The organism is Pseudoalteromonas sp. SG44-17, from assembly GCF_014164235.1.
Taxonomy (GTDB): Bacteria; Pseudomonadota; Gammaproteobacteria; order Enterobacterales; family Alteromonadaceae; genus Pseudoalteromonas; species Pseudoalteromonas rhizosphaerae.
Window position 1 is genome coordinate 101,768 of sequence record NZ_JACJEV010000003.1, and the last position, 13,830, is coordinate 115,597.

A 13,830-nucleotide genomic window follows, 5' to 3' on the forward strand; every position below is an offset into this window, starting at 1 on the left:
AATAAAAGCAAGGTATTGATTGCAACCCTCCCAGTACCTCGCTATAGAAGTCAACGCGTCTGTCTAATACTTACCGTTAGCATTAATAACCCAACTGCAATACCCAAAAAGTAATAAGGCATTCCTGCATCACAACTCGCTTGACTGTTCACCCCTAAAAAGTCTAAATATAGTCCACCTTGCAGAGGTCCTATGTACCAAATGACTAGAAACACAACTTCAAACATTCGTTTTGACTGCGTAAATGTACCGCAAAAATAGGCCAACGAAACCATAAACGAAATAGCCACAAACAATTGCACCAGCAACAACCATTCAGCTATGACTACAAACCGCGCAATACTGCCTATACAGGCAAAGGCTAACAATCCCCAACCAGCACTGAAACTAGCCATACTTTGTAATAGCGGTGATTGCTTGCTATAAGCCATAATTTCAATAGTATTTGTTTGCCTCTCTAGCTGCCCTAACGGCGATATAACCAATACACACCACAACAATGACATAGGTAAAAAAAGACTCAGCAACAGGTTCTGATCAACAAAAACTTGGCACACATTCAAAATGACCAATCCGATGAGCCACAGATTTGTTTGCCCTTTAAGCATTAACTTAAACTCTAATCGTAATAAGCGTGTAACAGCGAATGACTTAGTTGCGCCAACAAATATTCTATCGAGTATTCCTGTGACTTTTTCAATTACGCTAACTATTCGCCATTGCTTTTTAATCTCGTTCATTGAGCCATTACTAAAACGATCAAAAAATAAAAATGCTAAGCTTAGAGCTATTGAGCTGACTATCAATAAAGGCAACATTCCTTGGAAGTGCACAGCACTTGGCTCAAACCCATGCCAAACAAATGTTTTTACAGATTCACTAGCTGTTATGCCAACATTGGTACCACCCTGCTCTGTTGGAAAACGCGCAGCAACCTCTATATCTAAACTTTCAAGCACTGCACCAATGCCTGATACTCCTTCAATACTTTGCGTTATCGAGCCAACCCACAAGAAAAAATATACCACATTACCTAACCCCCCTTTGAGCCACGTTATCGACTCAAATAAAATAGCGATTGATGCAATTGCTAATAACAAAGGTAAAACAAACACTAATTGCGGCCAAACGAGTGCCCACACATCAACCTGATAGCTTTCGCCATAATAAAGCTGTATCAATACACTACTGAGCAACATCGCCAATACAATTGAAAGTAAAATCAGTACATTTACCCCCCACTTAGCGAATAGAAAAGCCTGTTTGCTAATCGACGTTGCTGCAATAAGCTCACACGTTTTTGATTGCCTGTCTAACTCAAGTGCATTTTTAACCAAGTAAAAGCAAATAATTGGTAAGAACATAACATTTAGCATAGCTAAGCATACACCAATCCACGCGCTGTTATAAATGCCGCGGTAGCCATTAATCACTAGTGTTTGGTACTGCGCATCAGGGGACGGAAAATACAATAACGTTAATACAGACATAGCCAACAAGGTCACCATATAACTTTGTTGTCGTGTGCGTTGTTTAAAGTCAGCGACCATACATTGCCAAATCTGTTTCATTAACCGATCCTCGCTGCGCTGCGAGGTGCTGGTTGCTCGCTAGTAAAATACAAGTAAGCATCTTCGAGTGATGCCGCCCGTACCGTGGCTTTAGAATCAGGGCAATGATCCGCAACAAGGTTTAATTCAAGCTTTCCTTCTTTTCGAATGCTGTGGCTAACAATATACTCATGCTGGATCTGTTTCAGATCCGATGGTTCAATCGTTAATGTCCAACATTTTTCAGCCACTTTTTGCTGTAATACATTCGCTGTTACTGATTGAATAAGTGTGCCACCGCGCATAATGGCAATGCGGTCCGCAATCGATTCAACATCTGACACTATATGCGTGGAGAATATAATGCAACGATCCGCCGCAAGCTCAGTCAATAACTGCCTAAAGTTGGCTCGTTCATGCGGATCAAGACCAACCGTCGGCTCGTCAATGATCAATAATTTAGGATCATTTAATAACGCCTGCGCAATGCCAATGCGTTGTTTCATGCCTCCAGAGTAACCTTTTAGCGGCTGATGTGCGGCGTGGGTTAAATTAAGCTTATTCAGCAAATCATCAATAACACTATTGGCATGTGCATTTTCAAGCCCTTTAAGCCCTGCCATATATTGCAAAAATTCAAACCCCGACAGTTGTTCATACACGCCAAAATATTGAGGTAAATAGCCCAGCTCTTTGCGTAACAATTGTGGTGATTTAACAATATCTTGGCCTTGCCATAAAATAACACCTTGTGTTGGCTTAGTAATGGTAGCCAGAATTCTCATCAAACTAGATTTTCCAGCTCCATTAGGGCCTAACAAGGCTAAAATCCCAGGTTCAACTTGCAAAGATAATGTATTAATTGCGCATTTTGCATCTTTGCTTTTATTATATTGATGACGTAATGATTGAATATCTAATAGCATGAGTGTCTATTCCTAATTAAGTTACACTCATTCAGCAAATATTAAGCCATGTAAATAACAATTAATAATCAACAACTTAAGTTTTAAACTTTTTAAATAAACAATATTGAATAACAACTCTTACCAAATAATGGCGAAAAACATCAACGTGATAAGTTAACGTGTAGTCATTTTTCTCACCCGCTGATGCATTTAACTTATTCAGTCTAACCGCAGTAAAAACTAAAACAAACTTTGATACTGCTCTATTAGATAATCTGTGTAAGCAATATCGCCACGATAACGCGATAAATGCGTGGTATCACGGTACATTTGCGGGGTTATTTGCGGTATATTTTGATGGTTTTTCATTTTAATACCAGTGGCTTGCTCTATTTGCGCTATTACTTCTGCTAAACGTTTTTCAGCCTCTGGTGTTGTTTTTATCCACTTACTGTTTTTTGGCAGCATGATCACTTCAACGTTCTCAGATACACGTTGAAAGTTTTTTACAATATTAATAAAATGCGTAACCAATAATGGTTGAAAATGAAGCTGCTCTATATCTGCACTGCGAATACGACTAAGGCGATCGTTTTTCATTTCGTTATCAGTTTGCGTAACGTGGTAATAGTCGTTAAATATAGCTAACGTTTCTGCTGTTCGCTCTTGTGGGATTGTACCGCCCCCTTGCCATTCATAGCTCCATTCTGCGCCCTTATAATTAGGATATTCTTCTACAAATTTTTCACCGAGTAAACGTCCTAAGCGGCGACGCTGCGCAATAGTTTCATCATCATCTTTAAACGTTTGATGCGATTTAGGTGGAAACATCTCTCGACCCAAAAAACTGGTGATCATTTCAGCTGAAATATTGCCGCGCAAATATTTTATATTGAATAATCGTACGCCACGAGTAAGATCATTTTTTGCAATTACCATTAACTCCTGATCATTAGCGAGTAAAGTTAAAAATGAGTCTAAAACTGGGGTCGCTCTGCTCCAGCGCGTTTGCGTGGTTTGAAAAGGATTAAACTCAATCATGGTTAGCTTTATTTTGCGATCTTCTTTGACAAATTCATCCGCAATACGTCGTGATAAAAAATCTTGAAAGTACGGGTTTAGCCCACCAAAGCCAAAGTTAAATGATTTAACTTGCTTACCCCGCTGCGCTAAATCAGCATCAAATTTTCGTGGCGAAAATCCGGCACGCGTCATTGATGAGCCAAAAAACATCACAACATCGTTTGGTTCTTTCACTATTTGTGGCAAAGCTGCACGTGACTCAGTAACCCTTGCTATTGCGCCTTGAGTATTTGCTCCCATCCCATGCAAAATAAGATGAATACCGACAAGTGCGAAAGCCATGCATAAGCCAATAACAAGAATCGACTTTCCATATAATTTTTGTGATGTCATTGCTACTCTACCTTGATGATTAGAATTGGAAATAGATAAACTCATTGCTTGGCTCCCCGATAAATAAACATACCCCTTGCCCTAACATCATTAACAGCCAAAATAACCAGGGTTTATTTTCCAGCTTGTCAGCGCCCTTTATTACGTAAAAATCCATAATATGTACAAGTAATACCCACACACTGGTCATTACAAAAATAGTCATTGCGTTGCTTCCAGCTGCTATTGTTGAATTAAATACATGTAAATTAGTAATAATATCTATGGCAGAAGTTAAGTCGTTGGCTGCAAAAAACACCCAACCTATAAGGACTAAATAAAACGTGATGGCCCACTTAATAAAAGTTACAAACAGTGCATTGGATTGATTAAAACGTGCAAATATTTTCAGCCCTGCTAAATAGTGCGTAGCAGTGATAATAGCGCCATGAAATGCGCCCCAAGCAACAAAAGTCCACGCTGCGCCATGCCATAAACCACCCAGTAACATAGTTAAAAACACATTACGGGTGCGGTTATTATTTCTGTTCCCGCCTAATGAAATATATAAATAATCTCGTAACCAAGTCGAGAGTGAAATATGCCAACGACGCCAAAAATCAACCGGAGAAAGTGCGAAGTAAGGCACTCTAAAATTAAGTGGAATACTAAAACCGAGTATCAGCGCAATACCAATTGCCATATCGGTATAACCCGAAAAGTCACCGTATATCTGCCCTGCAAATGCCAATACGCCAGTCCAAAGCTCCAGTGTGCTTATGGGGCCTTTTGCCTCAAAAGCATGTTGTGCAGGGATAGCCAATATATCTGCACCAGTTTTTTTAATCAGCCCCACAGTGATCAGCAAAAAACCATGTTTTACAGCAGTGTACTTAGGCAAGGCGATGGCGTGCATTTGTGGCAAAATATGACTTGCACGAAGAATTGGGCCTGCAACCAGTTGTGGGAAAAACGATAAAGCAGCAACAAATTCAACTAAGCCTTTACGTGGTTTCATATCGCCACGGTAAACATCAATGGTGTAACTTAAACTTTGAAAAGTATAAAAAGAAATACCAACAGGCAGTACCCACCCTAATGTCTCAATGGAGGCATTGTAACCAAGCGTAGATAACAGATCAGACACAGAATTGAGTACAAAGTCAGCATATTTAAACACCGCTAATAACCCTAAATTAAGCACCACAGATAACGTAACCCATTGCTTTTTACGTTGCTGCGTTGATGCTTTATATATAGCTTGAGCAATAAAGTAATCGGCTACCCCACTGCCCACCAGCAAGGGAATAAAACTATAATTCCACGCGCCATAAAAAACTAAGCTGCCGACTAAAATCAAATACACTTTGGGTTTTTGTTTTAAAAAAACAAAACCGTAAAACAAAATAAAAATGGCAAAAAACCAAAAGAATATGGGGGTATTAAATATCATGTTGCCCCCTTATATTTTGTTCAATAATTGTTCTTTGGTAACGAGTAAACATACTGTTTTCCTTTATTCAGAGCGAGTTTGGTTGACCCACTAAAAGTAGGGGGAAACCCAATCAATAATTAATTGAAGTAATTTAAATAAATTTGACGCAGGCTGACTTGCATTCGCTCATCAGCCAAGTTAGATCAACGCATTCAGGGGGGCGAGTGAAGTAATATGTGATTCATTGGCGTGCTCCATTAGCTATTAGTAACGCTTTAATTGACTCTGTGCGAGCACGATTAAGGGGGGTACGTCGCTGGTAACCATCAGATGCTCCTGTAGTAACCGCTAAGTTTACATCAGCGCCCCGTGATATTAATAATTGGCTCATATCGTAAAAACCAAAATATGCAGCATTTATAAGGGCCGTTTCATCACGCGGTACAATTGCATTTATATCAGCGCCGTTATCAAGTAAAAGCGTAGCCAATTCAATGTTATTATTCATCGCAGCAACTATCAGCGGGTTACCATCACCACTTGATGACTGATTTACATCCGCGCCTAAGTCAATTAATGCCTGAGTCATTATTTTGTTATTTTTTTTCACGGCAATCATTAACGCAGTGCCATCACCAATCACTGGTACATTAATATCAACCCCATCATTTCGCAGCACACGTATCGCATCAATATCATTACGCGTGACCGCATTAATTAATAAAGTGCTCTCGAATTGTGGTAACAGTGAATAATGTCGGGCATCTGCTACGGTATGTTTAATACTAATTTTGGGTGAAAATGCCTGCGTTGCTTGAATCGTTGTAGCAGCGAGCACTGCACACACCAAAGCAATTACAGCGATACTTGGCTTTTTAAATTGCTTATTTTCTAACACTGCACCAATGCGATAATTTAGCTCTTTTTTCTTACTAAAAAGCCCCATTGCCAGCACACTCCTTTGCTGCATTACCATTAATTTTGCACAATCAATCAGTGATTGCGCATATTGTTGAGTATTTTTAATTTCATTTACTGCACGTAAGTCACAGGCTATTTCGCGTTCTACATGAATTTGCTTGTTAAGCATGCGTATCACCGGGCTCCACCAAAATAGAATCGCGATGACTTCTTGAAATAAACCAAACCAGTTATCTTTGCGTTTAATATGCGCGTTTTCATGAAGCACTATCGCCAGTAATTGCTCATGCTTGAGTTGCTCGGTAAGGCTTTTTGGAAGAATAATTTTAGGTTGTTTAAACCCTACAACTAAAGGAGAGGATACTTTAGTTGAAGTATAAACCTGTGTATCAATATGGGCAGATAAATGTGGCGCTTTTTCAATTGTTGAGCTTATCAAATAGCGTGTTTGAATATATGATGACAATACTGTAAATACTCGCCAAACGCTGCCTGCAAGCCAGATTAATACGGCTATACTTAGCAAAAATGAAAAATTAAATACGATTTCACTAGGCAAGTGCCAGCTGTTATTCGGCTCATTAATAATACCCGTACTAGCTGTGTTCAACACATTAGGATCTTGTTGAGAAGCAATGGTTTGCGCTGTTGTATTGATCTCTGTATTTTCGTTTTCATTCCCGGTTGTGATCAAGGTAAAAGGGATGACTGTTGCGGTAATTAACGTCGTCATCCACAACCAGCTTTTCAACTCAGCCCCCGATGGAACACATTTATTAATCAACGTAAGTCCCAATAAAAGTATAAAACCAATAACAAGGTGATGAAATGCTAACGTTGTTAATAAGGTATATTCAATCATCATTGTCCTGACGTCCTTTTCTAGGTTTGTTAATCTTTACTTTGGTCAACTTTACGCTGTAATGCTTCTAAATCATCAAGATCAATGTCAGTCTCTTGCATTAAATGCTGTGCCAATACCTTAGGTGAGCCACCAAAAAACTTATTCAGCATCGAAGTTAATGCACTTTGCCGCGCTTCTTTTTGAGTAATCTTTGGTGTGTAAATAAACGCTTTTCCTTCTTTTCTAAAGTCGGCGTAGCCTTTTTCAGCAAGGATCTTACATAACGTTTGTACTGTGGTATAAGCGGTTTTTTTTTCCTTTGATAGTTCATCTGTTATATCGCGCACAGACGCCTCACCACTTTCCCAAAGCACTTCCATAATACTTTGCTCACCATCGGTAAGCTGATTTGATTTATTTCTAGCCATCGTATTTAACCTTTTTAAAGTTCTACTAATTAATTAGTTTTAAATACTATAGCGTGCTCAACTCAATCTATCAACTAATTAATTAGTTTTTAATAATTTAGTAATTAGTACTCGTAATCCAGGCTAAAAAGTTCTTTAAAATTTGTAAATAATGGCTACATGTTCTAAACCTTAAGAGTAGCCTTTAGAGGAAGCTCCTTATGCCGTCAACAAACACAATAGATAAACACTCCGAATTTGCGCGCTGTTTAGAGTGCAATAAGGTCAGCACTTTTGCAGCATTTCATTGGCTGGCACTGGCCTTTAAAGATATGGCCAGAGCCCCTATTTTAAGCTTGATTTATGGGATTGTTTTCACTCTGATCCCGCTGGCAATTGTCTATTTCGCGGTGTTCACTGACAGCTACTTAGTTGTTTTACCAGCCAGTGTCGCATTTGCTCTGATCGGCCCGGTATTTGCGGTAGGTCTCTATGATGTTGCTTGGGAGCTAGAAAAAGGCCACACACCAACACTTAGCCATTCTCTAAAATCAATGTTCAGAAATCCGGTCGGTGAATGGGGATTTGCAATTTTACTGATGGTAATAATGATTATATGGATGCGTCTGGCAGCGATAGTTCATGCACTTTACCCCAGTCATGCTAATCCTACATTTGAAGAACTCTCCGCTTTTTTAACTTTAGGTACCATTATCGGCGGAATTTTGCTTGTTACTGTATTTGCTATTTCAGCATTTACTCCACAAATTATGATGGAAAGACGGGTCGATATAATGACCGCGGTTATGTCATCAATGAATGCCGTTAAAACCAACTTTTCAGCGATGATTGTTTGGTCTGCATGTATTTTTATACTCGTAGCCCTTGGTTTTGTCACTGGTGCTACTGGTTTTATAGTTATTATGCCACTACTTAGCTATGCCAGCTGGCACGGCTATATTGCCGTAATTAAAACCAAAAAAGCCCGCAGCTATGAATAAACTAAAATGCATAAAGGCCAGTAAAACTGGCCTTTTTCTTGGAATGAATACCTAAGTGAGCTTTATTACAGCTACTTTTTGCCTGTCAGCATTGCGCTCATAACGCCATCACGTTTGATTAAACCATGATAAAGCGCGGCACTGATGTGCATAAAAATCATTGCTAAAAACAACCAAGCTACAATGCCATGCATTTCTCGGAAAAATGCAAAGTATTTAATATCAGCGTCAAGCAAATTAGGTAACTGAAATAACCCAAAAAACTGCACTACGCGCCCGTCCGCATTTTGCATTAACCAGCCAGATAGCGGCATCAGTATCATCGCGCAATAAAGCCCAAAGTGAGTGATATGAGCTGCAAACCGCTGCAACCTAGGTAACTCAGTGGGTAAAGTAGGCGTGCAGCTGTACACTTTATTTATTAATCTCAGCACAACTAAAATGAGCGCTAAAATACCGGTAGATTTATGTAAGGTGACAGCCTCAACCTGCCAAACGGCCAAGCTTTGTACCATTGATAACCCTAAAAATAGCATCGATATTAACATCAGCGCCATCACCCAATGTAATAACCGACTGCCTGCTGAGTAGCCCTTATTTGCTGACATTATTCACCTCCATTTGTTGCGCTAACTTTAGCACCTAACAATGTTTCTTTTGCACGACGACGATAGGACTGCGCATACGCGGCACCACGCGCACGTAAAATCGGATCGGCTGTCGCACTCATACCCTGCGGTAACACCAACGGATCAAAGTTTGCGTCGCCACAGGCTGCGTTTTCTTGGTTGTGCCAAGAAACGATTGATAATGTGCCAGCATTTATCGTCTGTCTATCTGAGGGCCACGGTATGGTTGGATTATTCTCATCATCATTAGACGCCGCTAAGGTAAAAATTAAATCAAATTTAACAGCGTTTTGATCTAAACGTGATGCCAACTCTTGTTGAAGTGCGTTGGCCGATGACGTATCGAGCATCGCAGCATTATTTGTCGCTTTGTGCGGACGCGCAACCCAACGCACAGCTTGTTTATCACCTAGCTCATTATGTAAATAAAACGCATTGATACTGTGATAACGTTCTGCGGCAAAACTATTGGCAGGCACATAGTCAGCTTTCCAATCATTAAATGCTTTACTTTCTGGATGTGCTTTAAAGAACGCTGTTATTTTTTCTGGGTCTCGTTGTTTTGTTATAGGATCCGGTGATAATGCCTGCAATTGCTGAAAAAATGCCTCAGGTGTAGCAACTGCCATTACAGGAGGCGTATTCATAGCAACACGCCATTCATCGACTGTGCCACTGTTTACTGCAAATGCTAGACTGCGCACCGGTGCTTTTAAATCTGGCGCGGTTGGATTATTACCTGCAATTGAGAAACGCCCATAAAATGGCGTACTGCCCTTTTTAAACACCTCTGCGACCGAGTAAGAAGATAGTGCCCCTGTTGATTCAAAATTACCCGTTATACATATACCCTTAGCATGCGCACGACGAAAACCGGCATGTGGTGTGTCACCTTGCTGCAAATCAACAAATTTTTGTGCTGTTACTGCATCACGATTAAATGCGCCTGCAAAATAAAGTGTCGCCGTTGCAAAAACAGCCATCGACCCTAGTAATAAGCTACCTCGATAAAGTATCGCTGGCATACCCAACCTACTGCGTTTAACTTTAGTCATCCTACTCACGACCTCTTGAAATGATTATTGATTATTAGTGCCCACATGCAAAGACCGACGAAAGAGGAAAACTATTTCAACAAATTAAAAAACTTCGCTCTAAAGTTAACTATTACCTCTGTTAGGATTTATTTTTAGACTTAAAGTTGTGCATATTTAGGAGAGATATTGCAATATTCTATATTGGATGAAGTCAATATTTATATCTATGCGCAGGACAAGTGTTGCCCAGGACCATACAAGCAAGTTAGCCTTCAAAATGGCTATCAGCAAACATTGAATTTAAAAAGCACCTTGATAACCCGCTTTGCATTAACTGTTTTAAATAACCTAGCAGGTCATCCTATTAAAATGACAATGCCACACTCATTTCATAACTTTGTGGCTCTTTCCTTACGTCATAGTAGCTATCTGGCGCATAGGTAGGGTTATAATGCTGTTTATCAAACATATTTTTTACACCAATAGTCCATTGCCACGCACTTTGCTTACTAGGGCGATAACTCAAGTGAGCATCCAAAGTCCAGTAGCTACCTTTATTATCTCGTTGTGCAATTTCTGGCACTTTTACACTGGTATGATAGCTTAGGCTTTGGTTACGCCGACTAAGGTAATTAATTCCCGCATAAAATGAAAATTGCTCATCCTCCATAAACAGCAGCCAATTTAATGTATCTTTTGCCAATGACGCTTGCTCTGAATTAACTCGGGTATAATTAAATGAAGTACTAATGCGGTTAAAGTGAGACCAATCTGCATAATATTGATTATTCCACTCAACTTCATATCCAGGAACGTGTAATTGCTCACTGCTATTTTCGTAAGGCTTACCATTTACAGACTGAATAAACTCACTCAAATAACTGCTAAACCCGCGCAGAGTAATATTATTATTAGCTGAAAAATGATAAACCCACTCACCTTCAAATGTCTCTATTTGTTCAGGATTTAGATTTGGATTTCCTGATATATTATTGTCACTGCGCACTTCATATTGCTGTAAAAAAGTAGGCGCTCGAAAAGCCGTTCCCCATATCAATTTACCAGACCACTGTTCATTACCTTGATAAGTCACAGCAATCCGCGGAGAAGTTTCTGAGCTGAACTCAGGGTAGTCATCAACCCGCACACCAACCGTCAATCCTAAGCGTTGCTCAAAAAATAGTGATTCTTGTTGAAAGTAAATAGCCCGATTATGGCTTGATGGTGTTAAGTCACCATCTCGAATCACCCTTGATTCATACTCATTAACTTCTACCGCGTTTTGTTTTTTTATCGTCTCATGATATTCACCGACTTGACGTTGTTGAAAGGTCAGCCCCACAATAGCATGGTGATTTGGATTAAACGCGTAACTCCACTGACTGCGCACACCATTTGATGTGGAATCCAAGTCTGAGTCAGAATAAAAATCAATATTGCCCTGCAGATCGGTAATCGTACGTTCAAAGTAGCGCTTCACCTTGTAGGTATACAATTGATTTTCTATCGATAATTTATCAAAGCTAAGTTTATTTTGGATGTGCGCACTGAGTGTTTGATAGCGTTGAGATTTATATTGATTTGACGAATAATGAGGATACTCTGTCGTGTAATCATCATAATTTATACCAAATTGCCACTGCTCATTGCGTAAAGACACTCCCAGACTTTTAGCATCAACATTATTATCATGCGTTGATGCAAAACCGTTGCGGTCATATTGTTGAGGATAGCCTTTGCTATCTAAGAGTCGCCCTGACAAAACAAATGTTCCGCCCGCAAACTCTTTCCCCGTATTGATAGTAGCTGATTTACGATCGTAACTGGCAACCCCTGCTGAGATGAGAGTTCGTTCAGGCGCTTTTGCTTTCGTAAAAATAGAAATCAAACCTGAATATGCATCACCACCATATAACGCAGATCCAGGTCCGCGGATAACTTCTATTCGCTCAATATTATTTATTTGTATCTGTTCATCAGGAGACCAGCCTCCAATTAAACCTTCCCGCTGAGGTACGCCATCAATAGTTAACATTACTTTGCTGTTTCGACCTGATGGAATGCCTCGGATCCACACCATGTCTCGGCCATTTCGCCGCGATAGTATTTGTACGCCAGGCAACATTTTCAATATATCTGATAGCGTTCGCGCGCCCATACTTGCAATTTGAGTGGCGTTAACTGAGCTAATAATATTCGGCGCTTGGCTTATCTTTTTTACGGTTTGTGAAGGGCTCACAACTTCAATGTTAAGTAAGCTCTCAAGCGGGATCTCAAATAGGTTAGTATCTTGCTCATTACTATATGAAAAACTTGGCAAAGCTGCCAAGCACATAACTAATGAATTCAGCGGCAAATAACGAGTCAAACGTTTAGGCTTCATATCATACTTAATAAAACTAATAACCATAAAAAGGCTAGCTTAATTACCACTATATTGCCACAAGACAACACCAAGTTTTTACTCTAGCTGATTAATTTTTTTGAAATTAATAGCAAAACAACTATAAAAATAAATGCGCAGGAAGGTACACTTCTTGGCGCAGCAACTCTCGTCCTTGTTTAAGTGCATTGTTATACGAAGGTTTATTATCAGCATGAATGTAACCAAAGAAAAATTCAAAACCTTGCATATGCTGTTGATAATATAAACGCTGCATTGGGGATGCAAAGCCCTGTCCTCTAAATTGCCCAGTAATAAAAATATCACTGATTAGTAAACCGTTAAACCCTAGCTCATCGCTCGACTCAGCCATTATCATACCCAGTGGCTTGCCTCTATAAAACGCCGCGCTGCACAATCCGGCTGCAATAGCTTCGCTGATATCGTCTTTTTCGCTAATTGGTACTATTGTTGCCATTTCAGGATGCTGCATTAAAAACTGAGTATAGTCACGCTCATACCAAGGCCAATCTTTATCAAGTTCAAACGGCTGCAATGCAATATCTGCACAGAGTAATTCATCAACAGTCAGTTTAGGATCTTGTGCTGCTAACAATGAATCAACAGCGCGGCTACCGGCCAAACTTAGCAGTTGTTTGGCTGGTATTGATCCTGGTGCTGGCCATACACAAATATATCTAGGCGTACACCAGCAAAATACCTTACTAATATAGCGGACCAGCTGTGCAAGTAATGGTTCTGATAACGGATGCTCACTAAACACTTCAAACATAGTCTCGTCATCATCATTACGACAAACACTGACTATAAATAAGCTACCATCATCAGCTTCTACAACTTGCGCGTATAGATCATCATCTGGCACGCTGTCACTAATTGCCCGCCTTTGACGAAGCTCGGCAAAATGCTCTGCATTACAATCTTCATTCAGCGCAAGTAAGTCTTCACACTCTTTAGCGATTGCTTTTTCAGTATCTAAACCTATAATTTTATTTAAATTATAAGTTTTTAAAACTCCCTGACCTAAGCGACGTAAACATTTTTCATCAATTTTATATAATGGATAATGACGCATAACTTCCCTTTAATGACTGTTTTTAGTTAATATGGGGACAATAAAGACGTAAATCAACTAAATGATAATTAAGTGATTAATGAGCTCTTTGTAATACGCAATAACGGTTGGTCTATGCATCTAGCAGCAACATATAAAATGCCTGAAAGATTATATTTATTATCTTGCTATCGGCCTTATTCACTCCTATAGTCTGCAAATTATCACTCCTTAATTTTGAATTA

The 13,830-nt window shown here is 39.6% G+C and carries 11 protein-coding genes; 1 reads left to right on the top strand and 10 read right to left on the bottom strand.

Going from position 1 to position 13,830, the window contains the following annotated elements; all coding sequences use genetic code 11:
• Positions 1-50: 50 nt before the first annotated feature.
• From H5182_RS03330 to H5182_RS03355, 6 genes are all read right to left on the bottom strand, one after another.
• On the bottom strand, positions 51-1,571 hold the full coding sequence (locus tag H5182_RS03330; RefSeq protein ID WP_182759520.1) for a hypothetical protein: 1,521 nt from the start codon (positions 1,569-1,571) through the stop codon (positions 51-53).
• A complete protein-coding gene (locus H5182_RS03335; protein WP_149981756.1) occupies positions 1,571-2,476 on the bottom strand; it encodes an ABC transporter ATP-binding protein in 906 nt (301 codons plus the stop codon). Before H5182_RS03335 ends, H5182_RS03330 begins: the two co-directional genes overlap by 1 nt.
• A gap of 222 nt (positions 2,477-2,698) precedes the next feature.
• Positions 2,699-3,874 (bottom strand): hypothetical protein, encoded by a 1,176-nt coding sequence (locus H5182_RS03340; RefSeq protein WP_259398177.1) that lies wholly within the window; start codon positions 3,872-3,874, stop codon positions 2,699-2,701.
• 19 nt (positions 3,875-3,893) lie between these two features.
• Positions 3,894-5,306, bottom strand: a complete 1,413-nt coding sequence (locus tag H5182_RS03345) for an MBOAT family protein (RefSeq protein ID WP_182759522.1) — start codon at positions 5,304-5,306, stop codon at positions 3,894-3,896.
• A gap of 223 nt (positions 5,307-5,529) precedes the next feature.
• Entirely contained in the window at positions 5,530-7,074 is a 1,545-nt protein-coding gene (locus H5182_RS03350) for a M56 family metallopeptidase (protein ID WP_182731137.1), read from the bottom strand.
• A gap of 26 nt (positions 7,075-7,100) precedes the next feature.
• Positions 7,101-7,481 carry a BlaI/MecI/CopY family transcriptional regulator gene (locus tag H5182_RS03355; protein ID WP_145240786.1) on the bottom strand — a complete coding sequence of 127 codons (381 nt, stop codon included), beginning with the start codon at positions 7,479-7,481 and terminating at the stop codon, positions 7,101-7,103.
• Between the two features lie 200 nt (positions 7,482-7,681).
• Here H5182_RS03355 and H5182_RS03360 point away from each other — a divergent pair, with 200 nt between their 5' ends.
• Complete coding sequence (locus tag H5182_RS03360) at positions 7,682-8,461, top strand: DUF2189 domain-containing protein (RefSeq protein WP_145240784.1); 780 nt, start codon at positions 7,682-7,684, stop codon at positions 8,459-8,461.
• A 71-nt stretch (positions 8,462-8,532) separates the two neighbouring features.
• Here the strand turns inward: H5182_RS03360 and H5182_RS03365 are convergent, their stop codons facing one another.
• The 4 genes from H5182_RS03365 to H5182_RS03380 form a co-directional block, all read right to left on the bottom strand.
• Positions 8,533-9,069, bottom strand: coding sequence for a cytochrome b (locus H5182_RS03365; protein WP_145240782.1), 537 nt, complete (start codon positions 9,067-9,069; stop codon positions 8,533-8,535).
• Positions 9,069-10,145: a catalase family peroxidase gene (locus tag H5182_RS03370; protein WP_259398230.1), complete on the bottom strand. Its 1,077-nt coding sequence runs from the start codon at positions 10,143-10,145 to the stop codon at positions 9,069-9,071. The genes H5182_RS03365 and H5182_RS03370 overlap by 1 nt, the downstream gene beginning before the upstream one ends.
• Positions 10,146-10,491: 346 nt before the next feature.
• The gene (locus H5182_RS03375; RefSeq protein ID WP_182757962.1) at positions 10,492-12,510 is read right to left on the bottom strand and encodes a TonB-dependent siderophore receptor; all 2,019 of its coding nucleotides are present in this window, start codon (positions 12,508-12,510) and stop codon (positions 10,492-10,494) included.
• 121 nt (positions 12,511-12,631) lie between these two features.
• Positions 12,632-13,606, bottom strand: a complete 975-nt coding sequence (locus H5182_RS03380; RefSeq protein ID WP_182735717.1) for a hypothetical protein — start codon at positions 13,604-13,606, stop codon at positions 12,632-12,634.
• Positions 13,607-13,830 lie beyond the last annotated feature (224 nt).

Coding starts and splice junctions, on each gene's coding strand:
- H5182_RS03330 (WP_182759520.1), bottom strand. CDS start 1,571: ATGAAACAGATTTGGCAATGTATGGTCGCTGACTTTAAACAACGCACA.
- H5182_RS03335 (WP_149981756.1), bottom strand. CDS start 2,476: ATGCTATTAGATATTCAATCATTACGTCATCAATATAATAAAAGCAAA.
- H5182_RS03340 (WP_259398177.1), bottom strand. CDS start 3,874: ATGACATCACAAAAATTATATGGAAAGTCGATTCTTGTTATTGGCTTA.
- H5182_RS03345 (WP_182759522.1), bottom strand. CDS start 5,306: ATGATATTTAATACCCCCATATTCTTTTGGTTTTTTGCCATTTTTATT.
- H5182_RS03350 (WP_182731137.1), bottom strand. CDS start 7,074: ATGATGATTGAATATACCTTATTAACAACGTTAGCATTTCATCACCTT.
- H5182_RS03355 (WP_145240786.1), bottom strand. CDS start 7,481: ATGGCTAGAAATAAATCAAATCAGCTTACCGATGGTGAGCAAAGTATT.
- H5182_RS03360 (WP_145240784.1), top strand. CDS start 7,682: ATGCCGTCAACAAACACAATAGATAAACACTCCGAATTTGCGCGCTGT.
- H5182_RS03365 (WP_145240782.1), bottom strand. CDS start 9,069: ATGTCAGCAAATAAGGGCTACTCAGCAGGCAGTCGGTTATTACATTGG.
- H5182_RS03370 (WP_259398230.1), bottom strand. CDS start 10,145: ATGACTAAAGTTAAACGCAGTAGGTTGGGTATGCCAGCGATACTTTAT.
- H5182_RS03375 (WP_182757962.1), bottom strand. CDS start 12,510: ATGAAGCCTAAACGTTTGACTCGTTATTTGCCGCTGAATTCATTAGTT.
- H5182_RS03380 (WP_182735717.1), bottom strand. CDS start 13,606: ATGCGTCATTATCCATTATATAAAATTGATGAAAAATGTTTACGTCGC.